The organism is Massilia sp. CFBP9012, assembly GCF_034045115.1.
Lineage (GTDB): Bacteria > Pseudomonadota > Gammaproteobacteria > Burkholderiales > Burkholderiaceae_D > Telluria.
On the sequence record NZ_JAXCWM010000001.1, the window covers coordinates 324,367 to 342,525 of the forward strand.

The 18,159-nt window shown below is 65.7% G+C and carries 17 protein-coding genes; 3 read left to right on the forward strand and 14 right to left on the reverse strand.

The window, feature by feature from the left end; genetic code table 11:
• Positions 1 to 38 precede the first annotated feature (38 nt).
• The 10 genes from SOM61_RS01245 to SOM61_RS01290 all read right to left on the reverse strand — a co-directional run bounded on the left by SOM61_RS01245 (position 39) and on the right by SOM61_RS01290 (position 8,930).
• The gene (locus tag SOM61_RS01245; protein WP_320472389.1) at positions 39 to 1,040 is read right to left on the reverse strand and encodes an aldo/keto reductase; all 1,002 of its coding nucleotides are present in this window, start codon (positions 1,038 to 1,040) and stop codon (positions 39 to 41) included.
• Between the two features lie 121 nt (positions 1,041 to 1,161).
• A complete protein-coding gene (locus SOM61_RS01250; protein ID WP_320472390.1) occupies positions 1,162 to 2,400 on the reverse strand; it encodes an alpha/beta hydrolase family protein in 1,239 nt (412 codons plus the stop codon).
• A gap of 333 nt (positions 2,401 to 2,733) precedes the next feature.
• Positions 2,734 to 4,386, reverse strand: coding sequence for a hybrid sensor histidine kinase/response regulator (locus SOM61_RS01255; RefSeq protein WP_320472391.1), 1,653 nt, complete (start codon positions 4,384 to 4,386; stop codon positions 2,734 to 2,736).
• 135 nt (positions 4,387 to 4,521) lie between these two features.
• On the reverse strand, positions 4,522 to 4,821 hold the full coding sequence (locus SOM61_RS01260; protein ID WP_320472392.1) for a hypothetical protein: 300 nt from the start codon (positions 4,819 to 4,821) through the stop codon (positions 4,522 to 4,524).
• Positions 4,822 to 4,835: 14 nt separating this feature from the next.
• Positions 4,836 to 5,375: a hypothetical protein gene (locus tag SOM61_RS01265; RefSeq protein ID WP_320472393.1), complete on the reverse strand. Its 540-nt coding sequence runs from the start codon at positions 5,373 to 5,375 to the stop codon at positions 4,836 to 4,838.
• Positions 5,376 to 5,488: 113 nt separating this feature from the next.
• Positions 5,489 to 5,905, reverse strand: a complete 417-nt coding sequence (locus SOM61_RS01270) for a secondary thiamine-phosphate synthase enzyme YjbQ (RefSeq protein ID WP_320472394.1) — start codon at positions 5,903 to 5,905, stop codon at positions 5,489 to 5,491.
• 48 nt (positions 5,906 to 5,953) lie between these two features.
• The gene (locus tag SOM61_RS01275) at positions 5,954 to 6,682 is read right to left on the reverse strand and encodes an amino acid ABC transporter ATP-binding protein (RefSeq protein WP_320472395.1); all 729 of its coding nucleotides are present in this window, start codon (positions 6,680 to 6,682) and stop codon (positions 5,954 to 5,956) included.
• A 13-nt stretch (positions 6,683 to 6,695) separates the two neighbouring features.
• On the reverse strand, positions 6,696 to 7,388 hold the full coding sequence (locus tag SOM61_RS01280; RefSeq protein ID WP_320472396.1) for an amino acid ABC transporter permease: 693 nt from the start codon (positions 7,386 to 7,388) through the stop codon (positions 6,696 to 6,698).
• A gap of 10 nt (positions 7,389 to 7,398) precedes the next feature.
• Positions 7,399 to 8,091 carry an amino acid ABC transporter permease gene (locus tag SOM61_RS01285; protein ID WP_320472397.1) on the reverse strand — a complete coding sequence of 231 codons (693 nt, stop codon included), beginning with the start codon at positions 8,089 to 8,091 and terminating at the stop codon, positions 7,399 to 7,401.
• A gap of 8 nt (positions 8,092 to 8,099) precedes the next feature.
• Positions 8,100 to 8,930, reverse strand: coding sequence for an ABC transporter substrate-binding protein (locus tag SOM61_RS01290; protein WP_320472398.1), 831 nt, complete (start codon positions 8,928 to 8,930; stop codon positions 8,100 to 8,102).
• A gap of 185 nt (positions 8,931 to 9,115) precedes the next feature.
• Between SOM61_RS01290 and xth the strand changes: the two genes are divergently transcribed.
• The 3 genes from xth (at position 9,116) to SOM61_RS01305 (ending at position 11,263) form a co-directional block, all read left to right on the forward strand.
• A complete protein-coding gene (xth, locus tag SOM61_RS01295) occupies positions 9,116 to 9,901 on the forward strand; it encodes an exodeoxyribonuclease III (RefSeq protein WP_320472399.1) in 786 nt (261 codons plus the stop codon).
• Positions 9,902 to 9,978: 77 nt separating this feature from the next.
• Positions 9,979 to 10,554: an MliC family protein gene (locus SOM61_RS01300; RefSeq protein WP_320472400.1), complete on the forward strand. Its 576-nt coding sequence runs from the start codon at positions 9,979 to 9,981 to the stop codon at positions 10,552 to 10,554.
• An 82-nt stretch (positions 10,555 to 10,636) separates the two neighbouring features.
• The gene (locus SOM61_RS01305; protein ID WP_320472401.1) at positions 10,637 to 11,263 is read left to right on the forward strand and encodes a LysE family translocator; all 627 of its coding nucleotides are present in this window, start codon (positions 10,637 to 10,639) and stop codon (positions 11,261 to 11,263) included.
• A 477-nt stretch (positions 11,264 to 11,740) separates the two neighbouring features.
• Here SOM61_RS01305 and SOM61_RS01310 read toward each other — a convergent pair whose 3' ends face one another.
• The 4 genes from SOM61_RS01310 to SOM61_RS01325 form a co-directional block, all read right to left on the reverse strand.
• Complete coding sequence (locus tag SOM61_RS01310; protein ID WP_320472402.1) at positions 11,741 to 14,152, reverse strand: glycoside hydrolase family 31 protein; 2,412 nt, start codon at positions 14,150 to 14,152, stop codon at positions 11,741 to 11,743.
• Positions 14,153 to 14,332: 180 nt separating this feature from the next.
• The gene (locus SOM61_RS01315; RefSeq protein WP_320472403.1) at positions 14,333 to 15,565 is read right to left on the reverse strand and encodes a beta propeller repeat protein; all 1,233 of its coding nucleotides are present in this window, start codon (positions 15,563 to 15,565) and stop codon (positions 14,333 to 14,335) included.
• Between the two features lie 181 nt (positions 15,566 to 15,746).
• Positions 15,747 to 16,961 (reverse strand): beta propeller repeat protein, encoded by a 1,215-nt coding sequence (locus SOM61_RS01320; protein ID WP_320472404.1) that lies wholly within the window; start codon positions 16,959 to 16,961, stop codon positions 15,747 to 15,749.
• Positions 16,962 to 17,066: 105 nt separating this feature from the next.
• A complete protein-coding gene (locus SOM61_RS01325) occupies positions 17,067 to 18,056 on the reverse strand; it encodes an amidohydrolase family protein (RefSeq protein WP_320472405.1) in 990 nt (329 codons plus the stop codon).
• Positions 18,057 to 18,159 lie beyond the last annotated feature (103 nt).

The following is an 18,159-nucleotide window of genomic DNA, read 5'->3' on the forward strand; positions in this document are numbered from 1 at the left end:
ACGAGTATGCGCGGCACGGCGCGGCCGGCAGTTGCCGCCTACAATGCCGGTTTGCCTTCCGGTAGCGGCGCGGCACCGGCGAGCAGGCGCTCGGCCTGGAGTTCTTGCCAGAACGCCGGCGGGATGACGATGTCCATCAATGCTGCATTGCGCTGCAGGTGGGCCACGCTGCTGGCGCCGGGGATGGTGGCCGCCACCACCGGATGCGCGAGGCCGAACTGCAGCGCCGCCACCGGCAGGTCGACGCCGTGGCGCGACGCCACCTGGCGCAGGCGCTCGCGCTGCGCGATCTTGTCTTCACCCGCCGGGCCATAGTCGTAGTTCGGGCCGCCCGCCAGGAAGCCGGAGTTGAACGGCCCGCCCAGCACCACCTTCGCGCCCCGCTCCTCGCACAGTGGGAACAGTTCGTCCAATGGCGTGGTTTCCATCAGCGTGTAACGGCCGGCCAGCAGGAAGATGTCGGGATCCGAATCGCGCAGCGCGCGCAGGCACGGGTCGACCGTGTTCACGCCCAACCCCCATCCCTTGATCACGCCTTCGTCGCGCAGCTTCACCAAGCCATCGAACGCGCCGCCGCGGCCGGCCGCAATGGCGTAGTAGTGCTCGTACTCGGCCTGGCTGAAACGGTCCGGCGACAGGTCGTGCACGTAGACGATGTCGATATGCGACAGCGCCATGCGCTGCAGGCTGTCCTCGATCGAGCGGCGCGCACCGTCGGCCGTGTAGTCGGTGATGCGCCGGAACGGCAGGCCGCCCACGAAGGGGGCTGCGATCTCTGGCGTCTCGCTCGGCGCCAGGATGCGGCCGACCTTGGACGACAGGGTGTACTCATTGCGCGGACGGCGCCGCAAGGCCTGGCCGAAACGGTGCTCGGACAGCCCGGCGCCGTAGTGCGGCGCGGTGTCGAAATAGCGGATGCCGGCGTCCCAGGCGGCGTCGACGGTGGCTTGCGCCGCCTCTTCGCTCGTGTGGTGGTACATATCGCCCAGGCCGGTGCCGCCGAGGCCGAGGCGCGTGATTGGGTGGTAGCGCTGGTTCATCAAGATAATCCTTGTCGGTTGCCGATTTCGAACATAGTGCCCACTGCGCGTGGATGCAGGCGCACGCCTTGGCCCGCAATCGCGATTCGCCACGATGCACTTTGGCGCCGGGCGGCCGCGGTCAAGGTGCGGACAAGTTGGCGACAGGGGTCTGGGCCGGTGTGGAAGGAACCGTGACGGCAGGCGTGCCTCGCTCCACGATCGACAGCAGTAACTGCACCATCAATGAATGCATGGTCGGGTTCCAGATATCGCTATGATCGTCCATCACCTCCCTGGTCGCCCGAATATTCCAGATCGGCATATCCGCTGGCGCTTCCATGAAGTGCTCTCCCGCGACCCTGGCGCAGTCGTACGCCTCCTCGCACCGTGTCAACTGCACGGCGGGGACATCCGCGCTTCCATCGGCCTTTTTCCTCGGTTCGGAAAACATCGTGCGCGCATCGTTGAAGCAGGTGTACTTTGATTTGGGACCCGCTGGCGGCTGATTCAACCGCCTCCCGTCTACAACCGCGTCGTTGGCGATCCGCGGCGACGGACACGCCGGAACCACTGCGAGCTGGTGCGTGATGAACGGGATGTAATGACCAACCGCCGAACGGTACATGGCGGCCGATTCGACATCATCATAATCATTCAGCATCGAATGGATATAGCGGCCGGCGGGGAAGAAATACCTGGTTGCCCAGTCGCCCTCTGTCGTTATCATGATCAGGTGCGGTAGTTGGTTCTCTAGGTAGTTGCGCGAGCGCGCCAGCGAAAGGTGTGGGCGCAGCTGCATCGCTTCGAACGCCGGATTGATCAATACCACCATATCCCACCGCTTGGGGTCGTTCAATGTGGACTCGCCCGTCGTGGCGCCGGGGCCAGGCTCGGGGTCGTCGACAATCTGCGCCATGATGGAATGGGCGACCGACGAATATAGGATGGCGGCGCCGAAGCTATGGCCTACCAGTACCAGCCGCGAAGTCGGATGATCGTGGCGCAGGTTGGCCAGCTTGCGAAACAGCTCGAACGGGGCGCCGTCTCCCACCGCCTGCGCCGTGCTCTTCCGGTTCCAAAAAGTAATGTTGTTCAGGAGAGGGACTTCGAGCGACTGCCCGCGCCAGCCGACGTAGATGCCAAGGATCTCTCGCTTACCGGACGGCGATAGCTTGCGATATACCGTGCGCGCGTGCTGCATAGCCATATGAAATTCCATCAGGTCATCGTCGCCGGGCTCCGCACTGTGTTTCCAGCCGTGCACGTACACCACGACCACGCCACCGGTGGCTGCCACCCTGGCGGCGGCTGACACGGTCTGGTCCAACTGTGAGCGATTGAAAAGATTTCCGAAATCGTCATACTCGACGAAGCGCACGCAAACCTCATTGGGAGCGCCATTCGAAGGTGCGTAGCATGATCCCGACTCAGACACGGACTCCGCCAAACTGCCGTCATCCCCATGCGCGCCGGGATCGGCCGTGTGATAGGGCTTGAGCTCGGCGCAGCCGCACAGCAGCGAACAACATCCGAGAACCCAGAAAACAACACGTAACCGACAGCGCGACATATGACCTCCCGCAAGCAGTGGATTAGCCCATCATTTAATAATTAGAGAGGCGATCAATCCAGGAAGTTGCGTCAAGATCCCATTCAGCGTCGTCATCAAGCCGGCCTCAGCATGTGGGACGCGCCGCCCGGGGGCGCGCCTTCAGGCCGCGCGCCGGCTCTCGATCTGCACCAGCGCGGCGCCCAGCACATCAAGGTCGACCGGCTTGGCGAACAAGTCGTGGAAGCCCGCCGCCAGCGCCTGCGCCCGGTCCTTCTCTTGCGCATACCCCGTCACCGCGATCAGGATCGCCTGCGACGCGCCGGGCTTCTTGCGCAGCGCGGCGGCCAGCTCGTAGCCGTTCATCTCGGGCAGGCCGATGTCGAGCAGGCAGACGTCCGGCCCGAAGGTCGGCAGCGAGTCCAGCGCCGCGCGCGCGGAATGGGCGACCAGCACCGTGTGGCCCAGGGTTTCGAGCAGCAGCGACAAGGTGACCGCCGCGTCCTCGTTGTCGTCGACCACGCCGATGCGCAGCGCCGGCAGCTTGCCCTGCGGCGCGTTGCGGTCGCGCGCGCGCCGCTCGATCTGCGCGCGCGTCGACAGCGGCAGGCTGACGTGGAAGGTGCTGCCGTGTCCGGGGCCGTCGCTGCTGGCGCTGACCGCGCCGCCGTGCAGCTTGAGCAGGCTGCGCACCAGCGCCAGCCCGATGCCCAGGCCTCCCTGGCTGCGATCCAGGCCGCGCGCGCCTTGCGCGAACAGGTCGAAGGCACAGGCGATCAGTTCGGGCGACATGCCGATGCCGTCGTCGCGGATGTCGACCGCGAGCGCATCGCCTTCGGTCGTCAGGCGCACTTCGATGCGCCCGCGCTCGAGCGTGTACTTGGCGGCGTTGCTGAGCAGGTTGGTCATGACCTGCACCAGGCGCTTGCGGTCGCCGACCACGATGGCGCGCGCCGGCGGCAAGTCCAGGGTCAGGCGGTGCTGGTGCTTCTCGACCAGCGGGCGCACCTGTTCGATGGCGTCGGCGATGACGTCCTTGAAATCCAGCTCGCGCAACTCGAGTTCCACCTTGCCGCGGGTGACGCGCGAGACGTCCAGCAGGTCGTCGATCAGCGCCGTCATGTGGCCGGCCTGGCGCGCCACGATCTCGCTGGCGCGCTGCACCATGGCGGGGTCGAGGTTGAAGTTGGACAGCATGGTGGCGGCCGACACGATCGGCGCCAGCGGATTGCGCAGCTCGTGGGCCAGCATGGCGAGGAATTCGTCCTTGCGCTGGTCGGCCTGGCGCAGCGCGGCGATCAGGGCGTCCTGCTCGGCCATGGCCTTGCGCAGCTCGATCTGGCTCATGATCTGGTGCGCCAGGGTGGCCAGCACGAACTGCTCCTGCTCGCTCAAGCCCTGCGGCCGCGGCTTGTCGTCCAGCACGCACAAGGTGCCCAGCGGAACACCGTCGCGCGTCTTGAGCAGCGCGCCGGCATAGAAGCGCAAGCCGGCATCCTTCGTCACCAGCGGATTGCACCTGAAACGCGGATCCTCGCGCGTGTCGGGCACGATCAACTGCTGCTCTTCGAGCAGCGCGAAGCGGCAGATCGAGTCGTCCAGCGGCATCTCGCGCGTGCCCAGGCCGATCTCGGACTTGAACCACTGGCGCCCGCGCGCGATCAGGTTGACCGCGGCGATCGGCGCGGACAGCAGCTGGCTGACCAGGCGCACGACGTCGTCGAACGAGCGCTCGGGCGGCGTGTCGAGGATGCCGTAGGAATCGAGGACGGCGAGGCGCGCTTCTTCGTCGAGGGTGGCGGTGCTGGACGTCATGGATGGTCGGAGGTGGCGAAGTCTGGCCGGAACACGCCGGCTGGCAGCCAATTATAGAAACAAAGCGGCACACCCGGCCACACCGAACGTCCTGGAAAGTTTGCCCTGGGTCTTGCAATCGCGCCTGGACGGCGTTCAGGCGCCGAAGCGCCTGGCCCCGGCCGCGATCCAGACCACCACGCCCAGCACCGACAGCGGCGTCAGGAAGATCATCGGCACCATCAGGCCCGGTCGCCCGGCCACGACCCAGGCGCAGCCCAGGTTGACGAGGGCCGGTAGCAGCAGGCGCAGCGCCGCGTAGCGGTTCAGGCGCGCAACCTGGTCCTGTGCCGCCGGGTAGTGCACGATATTGAGAAGCTTGCGCCCTGGCGCGGCATACAGCGCGATGGAGAGGATCAGGAAGATCGCGGCGAACAGCAGGAAGGGATGGCCCATGACAGGCGGTCCGCTCAGGCCACGCCCGGACGCAAGCGGCGCCACAAGGCCCGCGCCGCCGTGTGCACCAGCCAGGACAACACGGCAATGACCGCCCCGAATATGGCCGGCAAGATCGGACCGGCCACCCAGCTCATGGCCAGCACGAAGCCCAGCAGGTATTCGGCATGCCACAGGCGCACCACCAGGGCCAGCGCCAGCAGGCCGAAGAAAACGTAGTCGACCAGCGGGCTGCCGGCCGAAAACAGCGCCGCCAGCGTGGCGCCATACGCCAGCGCGCACAGGAAAGCGATGAGGGGCGCCGGCTTGAGCGAGGATCCGGCGCTGGCGGCACGTCGCGCGCGGCGCTCGACGCTGCCGACGGTCCACCAGGTCAGCAGCGGCACCAGCAGCAGGCCCCACCAGTTGGAGACTGCCGGCAGGTCGGGATTGGCCAGCAGGTGATGCGAGAGCACGCCGCCATGCAGGTGCTCGCGCGCGAGCAGGGCCAGTTGGGCGCACAGCGCCAGGAGGGTCAGGACGGTGCGGCGACGGCTGGTGGAGGCGGCGTGCATGGGATTCCCGGGCTAAAGGTGGAGGAGCGCAAGCGCTTCACGTTACCAGAAGTCACGGCACCGATCTACGGCGGGAGCGGATTCCATGCACCCATCATGATGTGCATATGCCTTCAGCCGCCCAGCACCGTGACGACCACCCGCCGCCGGTGCGGCGCGGTGCGGTGTTCCCACAGGTAGATGCCCTGCCAGGTGCCGAGCAGCATGCGCCCTGCCCCGACCGGAATCGTCAGCGCGGTGTCGGTGAGCATGGTGCGGCCGTGGGCCGACATATCGTCCGGCCCTTCGGCGTCGTGGCGGTAGGCAGGGTCGCCGTCCGGCGCCAGGCGAGAGATAATGGTTTCCAGGTCGCGTCGCACGTCGCCGTCGGCGTTCTCGGTGAGCAGCAGCGAGCAGCTGGTGTGCTGCACGAAGACCTGGACCAGGCCGCATTGCAGCCTTGATGCCGCGACCACGGCGGCGACGTCACGCGTGATCTCGCGGGTGCCGCGCCCGCTGGTCGAAAATTCGAGGATGGTCTGGTGCGCCATGCTGCCGTCCTGTGATGAAAGCCAAGGCCGTCATCATAGCAGCGACCGCTAGTCGCGCCGACGGTCCGCCAGGAACTGCTGCGCGCGCGGGTGCTGCGGATGAGCGAAGAACTCCTGCGGCGTGGCCTTCTCCAGGATCTTTCCCTCGGCCATGAACCAGATCCGGTCGGCGACATCGCGCGCAAAGCCCATCTCGTGGGTCACGCAGACCATGGTCATGCCCTCGCCCGCCAGCGAGCGCATCACCTGCAGCACCTCGCCCACCATCTCGGGATCGAGCGCGCTGGTCGGCTCGTCGAACAGCATGATCGGCGGACGCATGGCCAGCGCACGCGCGATCGCCACCCGCTGCTGCTGGCCGCCCGACAGCGCGTTCGGATAGGCGTCGGCCTTGTGCGCCAGGCCGACCCGCTCGAGCAGCTGCATGGCGTAGTCGCGCGCCTCAAGCCTGGTCGCGCGTTTCAACTTCACCGGCGCCAGCATGCAGTTCTCCAGCACCGTCAGGTGCGGGAACAGGTTAAAACTCTGGAATACGAAACCGATGCCGGCGCGCAGCGCGTTGACATCGAAGCCTTTGGCGTGGATGTCACGGCCGTCGATCTCGATGCGGCCGGAGTCGATTTCCTCGAGCCGGTTGAGGGTGCGAATCAGGGTCGACTTGCCGGAACCGGAAGGCCCGCACACCACCAGCATCTCGTTGTTGTCGACGCGCTCGGTGATGTCCACCAGCGCGTGGTAGTCGCCGTAGAATTTGTTGACTTTATCGAGAACGATCATCGTTGAAGCACTTTCATGACGCTTGCACAGCGCGCCGTTGCAGGCGCCGCTCGAGCAGGAAGGCCAGGCGGGACAGGCCGAAACACAGGATGAAATAGGTCAGCGCCAGGATCAGGTAGACCTCCACCGCGTGGGTGAACACCAGGGTATTGATCTGGGTGGCGATGAACGACACTTCCGAGAGACCGATGATGTAGCCGAGCGAGGTCGCCTTGATGGTCGAGACCAGCTGGTTGACGATCGACGGCAGGCCATGGCGCAGGGTCTGCGGCAGCACCACGTGGCGCAGCGCCGCCCCATAGCCGAGCCCCAGCGAACGGGCGCTTTCGAGCTGCCCCCTGGGCAGCGCGCGCATGCCCGCGGCCACGATCTCGGCCAGGTAGACGCTGTCGAACACCACCAGCACCATCAGCATCGTGGTCGCTTGCGAAGTCTTGACGCCGGTGACGGCGGGCAGGAAGAAGTACACCCAGAACAGCACCAGCAGCAGCGGCACGGCGCGCACCACCTGCACCAGGCCGGCCACCGGCAGGCTGATGGCGCGATACGGGCTGACGCGGGCAATGCCGAGCAGCAGGCCGAGCGGCATCGCCAGCACCAGCGCCGCGCCCGACAGCAGGATGGTCAGCACCAGGCCGCCGAGCGGCCCTTGCGGATATTGGCCGACCAGGAAGTACAGCCAGTAGGTATCGATCAGTTCGAGCATGCGCCGCCTCTCAGGTCGTCCGTACCGGATAACGGCGCTGGAACAGGTGGGCCAGCAGCGAGATCACGAGCGAGACCGTCAGGTAGGCCAGCGTGGCGAAAGTGAACGCCTCCAGGCTGCGAAAGCTGGCCGTTTCCACGCGCGCGGCCTGGTACATCAGTTCAGCGGCGCCGATGACGGTGGCCACGCTGGTGTCCTTCCACAGGTTGACGGTCTGCGACAGCAGCGGCGGCACCGAGGCGCGCAGCGCCTGCGGCAGCAGCACCAGGCGCACCGCGGCCACCCGGCCCAGGCCCAGCGAACGCGCGGCCTCGAGCTGGGTCGCCGGGATGGCGCGGATGCCGCTGCGGATGTCCTCGGCCATGTGCACGCCGGCATATAGGCTCAGCGCTATCACGGCGCAGATCACTTCGGGGTTGTTCGCGTACAGGACTTCGCGCGCGCTTTCCGGCAGCAGTTCGGGAAAGGCAAAGTACCAGAACAGCAGGTGCGCCAGCAGCGGCACGTTGCGGATCGCCTCGACGACCGTCGCCCCGGCAGCGCGCAGGGGCGCGAAGGTCGAGGTGCGCATCACCGCCACCAGCGCGCCGAAGGGCAGCGCGAAGGCGAAGCTGATGACGGTCAGCTGGATCGACAGGATGAATCCCTGCACCAGCCAGTCGTGGTACTGGCCGGACTGCAGGATGGTCGGATCGAAGAACAAGACCAGACTCAGATCTGGTCGGTGTGGATCTTGAAGCTGCGCTTGGCCAGGTTGGTACGGGAGCCGGGGCCATACCATTTATTGAACAGCTGCTCGGCGGCGCCGCTGCTTTCCAGCTCGCGCAGGGTCTGGTCGACCACCGCCTTCAGGCCCTTCTCGCCCTTGCGCAGGCCGAGGGCGAGCGGCTCGTTGCCGATCGACGGCGCCAGGATCGTGAAGCCCTTGGCGGCCGGTCCCAGCTTGCCGTAGTCGGACAGCAGCGAGGATTCGTCGTTGACATAGGCGACGCCCTTCCCCTGGCGCAGCGCCTGGAAGGCTTGCTGGGTATTCTCGAAGGTCACCACCTCGACGTTCGCGACCGCCTTGCGGATATTGGTTTCCTGGGTGCCGCCGCGCACGGTCAGCACCTTCTTGCCGGCCAGCTGGGGCAAGCCGGTGATGCCACTGGCGGCGCGCACCATGACCTTGGAACCGGTCACGAAGTGGGTCAGCGCGAAGTCCACCTGCGATTCGCGCTCCTTGTTGTGGGTGAGCGAAGCGGCCAGGATGTCGACGTGGCCCTGCTGCAGCTCGGGAATGCGGGCGGCCACCGAAATCTGCTTGAACACCGGCTTGACGCCCAGCTTCTTGGCCACCGCATTGGCGATGTCGATCTCGTAGCCCACCAGCTGGCGCGATTTGGGGTCGATGAAGCTGTTCGGTTCATCGGTGCCGAGCACGCCGAACACGATCTGGCCCTTCTGCTTGATGTCGGCCAGCTGGTCGGCTTGCGCGAGGCCGGCGGACAAGGAGGCGCCCAGGGCGAAGGTGCTCAGGATGAGGTGACGGCGAGTGATCATTGATGCTCCGGCTACGATGACGATTGCGATTCCTTCGAGTATAGAACAAACGCTTATATCGAAAAACGACTCATTTGCCATAAGAAAATGTCGAGAAACTCATATAGCGGTGCACCAAGTGGGCGACCCGTGCGACTCGCGCCGCAAATTGTTGTCATAATTACCTCAACCCGATCGGAGAAGCCATGCTCGTCGTAACCTACAATGTCAACAGCATCAACAGCCGGCTGGACGCCCTCGTCCAGTATCTCGGCGAGCGCCAGCCCGACGTCGTCTGCCTGCAGGAGCTCAAGGCGCCGCAGGACAAATTTCCGCTGCAGGCGATCGAGGACGCCGGCTACCACGCGCTCTGGCACGGCCAGAAAAGCTGGAACGGCGTGGCGATCCTCACGCGCGAGCCGGCGCAAGAGGTCCAGCGCGGCCTGCCGGGCGACGACACCGACGAACAAAGCCGCTACATCGAGGCCGTCTATAAAGGCATCCTCATCGCGGGGCTCTACCTGCCGAACGGGAATCCGGCCCCAGGCCCCAAGTTCGACTACAAGCTGGCCTGGATGGAACGCCTGCGCCTGCGCGGCCAGGAGCTGCTGGCGCAGGACATCCCGGTGGTGCTGGCGGGCGACTTCAACGTCATCCCCACCGAGCGCGACGTCTACAAACCGGAGCGCTGGGTCGACGACGCCCTGTTCCGTCCCGAGACGCGCGCCGCCTTCGAACGCCTGATCGAACAGGGCTGGCTCGATTCGCTGCGCGCCATCCATCCGGACGAGACCATCTACACCTTCTGGGATTACTTCCGCAACGCCTTCGGCCGCGACGCCGGCATCCGCATCGATCACCTGCTGCTCAGCCCCAGGCTGCAGCCGGCGCTGAAAGACGCCGGGGTCGACAAGTTCGTGCGCGGCCGCGAAAAGCCGAGCGACCATGCGCCGACCTGGATCGAACTGGACCTGGCCAAGATCACACCATAAAAATTTGAATCTCCAGACCGGCGCTTGCGCATGACGCCGCATCGCCCCCACCACCAATGCATAACAAGGAGCACACCATGAAACGACTACTCATCGCCGCCGCCGTCCTGGCCCTGCCGCTGGGCGCCCAGGCAGTCTCGATGCCGGGCTTTTGCGCCAAGGGGATCGGCAGCGCCGAAGCCAAGGTCTGCCAGCATCCCGGCTCGGCCGAATCCGAAGGCCTGGTCTTTGCGCTGTACCGCGCCGCACTCGAAAAACTCGACGCCGGCCCCAGCAAGGAACTGCAGGAACAGCACACCAAGTGGTGGGACAGCGTCAAGGCGTGCGCCGAGTCCAAGGACATGAACGGCTGCATCAACAACGCCTACGGCACCCGCATGCTGCAGCTGCAGTCGAGCTACAAGCTGGTCAAGACCACCGGCCCGGTCGCCTTTACCTGCAGCGACGGCAGCAAGATCAGCGCCACCTTCTTCGATACCACGCCGGCCTCGATGGTCGCGGCGCGCAACAAGGAAAACGTGCTGCTGCGCGGCGAACGAACCGCCAGCGGCATCGCCTACGGCAACCGCAGCGAGGAATTCAAGGAACACCAGGGCAAGGTCACCATCAAGTGGGGCGCCAAGGCCAAGGAACTGAGCTGCAAGAAGTCGTAATCCGGCTGGCAGCTCTGCCGAACTGACCTGCGCGGGCAAACATGCGTTAAGCTGTTCGCCCGTTTCATTTTTCGACACGCTCATGCTCTCGCCCGAACAGCTCCTCGGCTTTCTCGCCGCCGCCATCCTGATCACCCTCTCCCCCGGTCCCGACAACCTGATGGTGCTCAGCACCGGCATCGCCAAGGGCCGCGTGCGCGGCATCGCCTTCGGGCTCGGGTGCGCTTTCGGCTGCATCAGCCATACGGTGCTGGCGGTGATCGGGGTCAGCGCGCTGATCGCTGCCTCGCCGGCGGCCTTCACCGCGCTCAAGGTGGTGGGCGGGCTATACCTGATCTGGATGGGATGGGGCGCGATCAGGAGCCGTGGCGGCGCGCGCGTGGCGACCGCCGGCGCATCCGACGAACCGGCTGGACGGCTATTCGTGAAAGGACTGGTGGCCGCGGCCATCAATCCCAAGGTGGTGCTGTTTTTTCTCTCTTTCCTGCCGCAGTTCGTGGTGGCCGCGCGCGGCGACGCTAACCTGCAGATCGGCTTGCTGGGCATCGTGTTCACCCTGCAGGCGGCCGTCATCTTCGGCGCGCTCGGCTATTTTTCGGGCACGATCGGCCAGTGGCTCAACCGCACGCCCGCGGCCGGCATGTGGCTGGACCGGATCGCGGGCGCGGTGTTCATCGGACTGGGGCTGCGCCTGATCGTGACGCGCTGAAATGAAGCGCAGCCGATGAACCGAATGACGTTCAGTTGAGCGCAACCGTTAGCTTGTTCAGTTAAACGCAACCGTTAGCTTGAAAACGTCGTCCCGGCGCAGGCGCACTGGTGTCCGGAATAATTTCGGGCGCTTGAATACGCCCGCTTCATAGGAAAAACCACGTCGTTCCCGCGGAGGCGGGAACCCAAGTGTGCCCGGCCAGTGGCCTAGAAATCGACCTCCGATGAACGTTCGCAAGAGCATGAACATTCTGTGATTTCACTTGGATCCCCGCCTTCGCGGGGATGACGATGCATACTTTGCGTATAAATATTCCGGACACCAGTGGGCGCAGGCGGGGACCCAAGTTTTCGCCCTTGCCACTTACGTCAACCGAAGATGGCAACGCTGAGGACTCGGGTCCCCGCCTTCGCGGGGAGTCGTTACTGCCAGTGGCAGTAACGACCTGCATTTGCTTGAACCGCGCTTTCGTGCTCACAGCGAGATCGCTACCTGCGCCGCCTGGCCCTTGCGCGCAGGGACCTGTACTTCGAGCAGGTGCTGCTGGGCGTTGAAGATGAAGCTGGCCTTGCGTCCATCGACCGTCACGCCGCGCGGTTTCGCCTGCACATTGTGGACCTTGAGCGAGAACGCCCGTTCCTTGGCCCCCATCGCCTTGCCGGTCTCGGTCGAAAAGCCGATCTCGAGGCGCTTGTCCGTGAATTTACTGTCGAAGCGCACGATCTCGTACTTGCCCTGCTCATACGCGCCCGCGGTCTCGCCATCGTCGTCATACAGCTTGCCGTTCGAGGCGCTCACCGATGCATCGTGATAGTAGTGCAGGTCGATCTCGCGGCCAGTGTAGTCGCGCGTGGTCTGCATCGCCTTCGCCATCGGCACGAAGGCGCCGGCGCGCACGTAGACCGGGATGTTGGCCTCGACCGGCTTCACGGTCTCGAGGATGCCACCCTTGTGCGCCTGGCCGGTATGGAAGTCGAACCACACGCTGCCGCTGTTCGGGAAGTAGACCTCGGCGCGGGTGGCGCCCGGATGCACGATCGGCGTGACCAGGAAGTCCGGGCCCCACAGATAAGTGGTCGAACGCTCGGCCGGCTGGGCTGGATCGGTCTCGACGAACATCAGGGGACGCATCAGCGGCATCCCGGTCTGCTCGTTGTCGAAGGCGATCGTGTAGTTATACGGCAGCATCGCATAGCGCAGCCACACCGCTTCGCGCGCCAGCACGCGGGTCCGTTCGGAGCGGAACACCGGCTCGGACGCCACCGCCTCTTGCGCATGCGGACGGAAGATCGGCTGGAACACGCCATACTGCAGCCAGCGCACGTACAGCTCGTCGTCCAGCACCGCGCCGGCGAAACCGCCCAGGTCGGAGTGCATATAGGCCAGGCCTTGCATGCCCATCTGCAGCGAGATCTCCATCTGCGACTGCAGGCCGCCCCAGCTGCGGGCGACGTCGCCCGACCACGGGATCATGCCGAAGCGCTGAGAACCCGAGTAACCGGCGCGCATCAGGATGAAGGGGCGCTCGGCCGGGAATTCCTGCTTGTAGCCCTCGGCAATCAGGCGCGCCCAGTCGTGACCATACACATTGTGCACCTGGTCGGCCGAGCCGGTGGCGTGCTGCAGATCGGATGGATGGACCTCGGGCTCGCCCAGGTCGCCCCACCAGCCGGTGACGCCGCCCTTCTTGAGGTCGCGGTAGATGCTCCACCACCAGTCGCGGCCTTCCTTCTTGTAGAGGTCGATCAGGCCGGTGTTCCCGAAATAGAAATCGTAGGTGTAGGGCTTGCCCGCCTTGTCGGTGGCCAGCACCTTCTTCGCCACCGCCTCATCCCAGCGCTTCGACGTGGTCAGCACGAACGGTTCGGTGACCACCACCGTCTTGACGCCCTTCTCCTTGAAGTCGGCCATCATTTTCTCGGCATTGGGGAAGGTGTCGCGGTCCCAGGCCAGGTTGCCCATCGTGCCCTGCACGGTCTTGCCGAACCAGTAGAGGTCGAGGATGACGGCGTCGAGCGGGATCTTCTCTTGCGCGAACCTGTCGACCACGGCGCGCGTCTCGGCCTCGGTCTTGTAGCCGAAGCGGCTGGCGAAGTTGCCGAAGGCCCAGCGTGGCGGCAGCGGCTGGCGGCCGGTCAGGCCGGTATAGCCGGCCATCAGGTGGTCCCAGCTGTCGCCGGCCACGACCTGGTAGGTCTTGCGCCCGCCGATCACCTCGTAGCGCAGGGTGCCGTCCTTGCGGCTGTCGAAATCGAGCCAGCCGATCTGCGGATTGTCGAAGTGGATCGCGTATTTCTTGGACGACAGCGCGACCGGAATCGTGTAGTTGAGCAGCTCGGAGCGCTCGGCATAGCCGTAATGGGCCTTGTTGTAGAGCTGGAAGCGGTGGCCGCGGCGGTTCATGCCGACCGCGCGCGCGCCGGCGCCGTACAGGGCCTCGCCGTCTTCCAGCGCGAATTCGATGGTGTCGTGACCGTCGGCGCGCCCGAAGCCGCGCTTCTCGGCCACCAGCGGCTTGCCCTTGTACGCGTAGCTGATGCGGAAGGGTCGCTTGTCGACGGTGACGCTGATGCCGCCATCGACGGCATAGGTGATGCGGCCGCCTTCGTCCTTGAGCGTGGCCTGCACCTGCACCGGCGCCAGGATCACCGCGTGCGAGGCCGGATCGAAGCGCTCGCCCTTGGGGATGAAGGTGGTCTCGACGATCGTGCTCGAATACGGCTTGATCAGGTAGCGGCCGTCGTTGGTCGCGATCTCGAGGGTGTTCTGGTTGCGCGTCACGCCGGCCAGCTGGCGTTCGGCGTTCTGGGCGTTGGCGAGCGGGCTGGCCGCGAGCGGAATGGCGGCAAGGCTGAGCGCCAGGCGGGCAATCGGGGCTTTGGTCATGTCTTCATTATCGTTGTGGTGAGATGCAGGCGAGAGCATGACAGAATTCGGCCCGCACAGACAGTCTTGACGCAAACGAAACGCCCCACGCTGCGCTGGGCAGGCGTGGGGCGCTGAAGCCAATCTGAAGCTTGGTTCCGACGCTTGTTTCGCTTCTTACTTCGCTTCTAACTTCGTTCCTTACTTGGTACCCAGCGTCAGCTGCATCAGGCGGCCCTGGCCGTCGGCGCGCTCGTTGGTCACCACGATGATGCGGCCGTCCGGATCCTGCATGAGCGCCGAGACCGAAGGCGTGCTGTACTCGTCGTCGGTCTTGCGCTCGTAGCCCGGCACCAGGGTCGAGATGTCGGTCCAGGTCGAGCCGCCATCCTTCGACCAGGCCAGGTAGGGCCGGCCGTGCATCTTGTCGAAGCCGCCGACCACCAGGGTCTCCGGCTTGCCCTTGAGCGGCAGGAAGGCGCTGATATAGGGATAACCCTTGCCGTCCGAGAGCGGTTCGTGGATCACGAACTTGAAGCTGTTTCCATTATCGCCGCTGCGCAGCAGGCCGCCCTCGACGCCGACGAAGACCGTTTGCGTATCCGGCACCGATTCGATGAACTGGACGTTGCGGTTTTCCATCTCGGGCAGGGTGACCGGCAGCTTGTCCTCGCTGGCCAGCGCGCCGCCGTCGCCCGTCAGGCGATAGGCCTCGACGAAGGCCATGTCGAGCGGGCATTCGCCGCCCACCAGCACCCGGTCTCCCAGCACGTGGAACTTGGACGGATAGCACATCTGCGAATCCTTCGAGCCGCGGATCACCTGCCAGGTATTGCCCTTGTCGTTCGAGGTCAGGAGGTTGTTGCCCGCGCCGGCATTGCTGTACAGGCGGTTATTGGCCTGCTTGAGGTCCTGCATCGACAGGGTCTCGCAGAAGTAGGGATTGCAGGTGCGCAGGTCGCCGTCGCGCGGCACGAAGCTGGCGGTGTTGGCCACCAGGGTGCAGGTCGAATGGCCGTTGCTGGCTTCCGGCGTGTCGGCCCAGGGCTGCATCAGCCACATGTCGCTGCCCACCATCTTGAGCTTTGGCGACCGCATGATGAAGTCGCCGACCGGGCCCATGGCGCAGGCGCCCAGGCCTACCGGGCTCCAGGTGGAGCTCGCCGACAGCGGCAGCTTCGCGCTCAGGACCGCCGAACCCTCGGTCGCGCTGTTGGCCAGCGACAGGTAGGCGCTGCCGCCGTAGAAGGCCACACTGTCCATCGCGCGCGCGGTGCTCGAGAGCGACTCGAGCTTGGTGGCCACCGGTACCGGTTCCACCGCCACGGGTGGCGGTGGCGGTGGCGCCTGGTGGTCGTTGCTCGAGCCGCCGCAGGCGGCCAGCAGCAGCGCGCAGGCCGCGCCGATTGCGGCGAATGAAGTGTGTCGTTGCATCCGGATCCCCAATTCTGTCATGACGACGGGAGCCTGCATGGCCCCTGTCTGAAAGAGAGAATTCTAGGCAAGGCACCTTCCCGGTGTGGGGGATTATTGTCGACAGAATGTCGTGAATGTGTAAGCGCACTGCATCCGCACAGGGGCGGATGCAGTGCGCGCAGGCGTTGCTGCCTGCCGATCAGCCGCCGAGGTTCAGGAGCAGCAGCTTGCCCTGCCCCTCTCCAAGCTCGTTCATCGTCACCAGGATGCGGCCCTGCGGATCCTCGAAGATGCCGGTGATCGTCGTGACCGCGCCGCCGGCCGGCGCCTTGCCGTGGTTCGGGGTCAGCTTCGAAATATCGGTCCAGGTCGCGCCGCCGTCCTTCGACCAGGCCAGGTAGGCCAGCTGGGTCGCCTTGTCGAAGCCGCCGATGACCATCGTGTCGGGCTTGCCCTTGAGCGCCAGGAAGGAGCGGATGTACGGATAGTTCTTTGAGCCCGACAGCGGTTCCTGGATCACGAACTTGAAGCTGACGCCATTGTCTTCACTGCGCAGCAGGCCGCCCTCGACGCCGATGAACACGCGCTTGGTGTCCGCGACCGATTCGATGAACTGGACGTTGCGGTTCTCGAGCGCCGGCAGGTTCAGCGCCAGCTTGGCTTGGCTGGCCAGCGCGCTGCCGTCGGCATTGAGCTGGTAGGCCTCGACGAAGGCCATGTCGAGCGGGCACTCGCCGCCGACCAGCACACGGTCGCCCAGCACGTGGAACTTGGTCGGGGTGCACACCATCGAGGCCTTCTGGCCGCGCATCACGGTCCAGGTATTGCCGCCGTTGTTCGAGGTGAACAGGTTCACCCCCGCGCCCGGATTGCTGTACAGGCGCTTGCCGTGCAGCTTGACGTCCTGCATCGACAGGGTTTCGCAGAAGCCCCCGGTGCAGACACGCAGGTCCTGGTCGCGCGGCACGAAGCTGGCGCTGCTCGCCATCAGGGTGCAGGTCGAACTCTCGTTCTTCGATTCCGGCAGGTCAGCCCACGGCTGCATCAGCCACATATCGTCGCCCACCATCTTGAGCTTCGGCGCGCGCACGATGAAGTCGCCCTGCTTGCCCATCGCGCAGGCGCCCAGCGGAACCGGGGTCCAGTTCGAGGCGCTGCTGACCGGCAGCGTCGCCTTGAGCACGGCCGAGCCTTCGGTCTTGCTGTTCGAGAGCGACAGATAGGCGCTGCCGCCGTGGTAGGCGACGCTTTCCATGCCGCGCGCGGTGCTGGTGAGGGTCGTGATGGTGGTGGCCGATGGCGGCGGCTGGACCACGACTGGCGGCTTGTCGTCGTCGTCGTCCGAACCGCCGCAGCCTGCCAGCAGCAGCGCGCAGCTCATGGCCATGGCGGTGAATTTGATGTGGTGATGCATGCGTGTCCCCTGGGTGGTCGTTTTAACCAGGGGAATTCTAGGCAAGCGGCTACGCCGGTTTTCGGGTTTATTGTCGGCGGAATGTCGCGAAAGTGTAAAGACGGTTCAGCGCAGATACGGCACGACATTGCGCGCCACGCGCGCCGTCTCGGCTTCTTCCAGCGGCAGGCGCAGGAAGGCCTCCCAGCCATCGGGCTCCTCGTTGTCGCCGCGCGGGTCCGAACCGTACAGCACCCGGTCCAGGCCCAGCTGGCGCAGGCGCCGCACCAGGCGCCGCGCCTCGTCGGCCGGCAGGTCGGCCTGCACCACCGCCGCCACATCGAACCAGACCTGGCGCATGCGCGGATCCTGGCGCGCCGCAGCCTCGGCCAGCACGGCCAGCGCCTCGCGCGCCGGCGTATCGCCGAAGCCGGGACCGTTGCCGGCCAGGTGCGACACCTGCACCGGCACGTCGGGCGCGTAGGGCAGCACCTGCTCCAGCAGCACGTGCGCCTGCGCGGCGCCGTACGGCCGTCCGAGCGCACGTGAAGCGCGCATGTCCATCACGATCGCCATGCCGCGCGCATTGGCGGCGCGGAATACCTGGCGCAGGCGCTCGACGTGGCCGGACTGGTCGAGCTGGACGTCGGAGGCGGCGAAATCGAGCTTGATGCCGCGCCCGAAGCCGGGGCTGGTCGCGCAGCGTCCCAATTCGAGCAGCGCATAGTCCTTGGGTGGATTGAAGCTGCACAGGGCCACCAGGCGCTCGGGATGGCGCGCGGCCTGGGCCGCGACCCAGTCGTTCTCGGCGCGCACGCGGGCGTATTCGTGGTCGATGGCGCGCGCCGGCAGGCCATAGGCATAGGCGGCCGACAGCACCGCCGCGCGCCCGATGCCGGCCGCGTCCAGCTGCGCCACCAGCGCGTCGGCGTCGACCGGCGCCAGCACGATCGAGGACGACATCCAGGCCGCCGCTGCGGGGCTGAACAGGTGCTGATGGTGATCGGCGGCGGGCCTCGGGCGTGCCTGGGCCTCGTCCGCGCAAGCCGGACCGGAAGCCGCCACGACCATGGCGGCGCAGAAGATGGCGCCGGTGGTAATGCTCAATCGCCTCATTCGAACCTCGGTGTCTGGAAACCCGGACCATGTTAGCGCAATGTCACCACCCGCTGTCAAGCCTGCGGATTCCATTCGAATGGCATAGAATCATCCGTTTTGC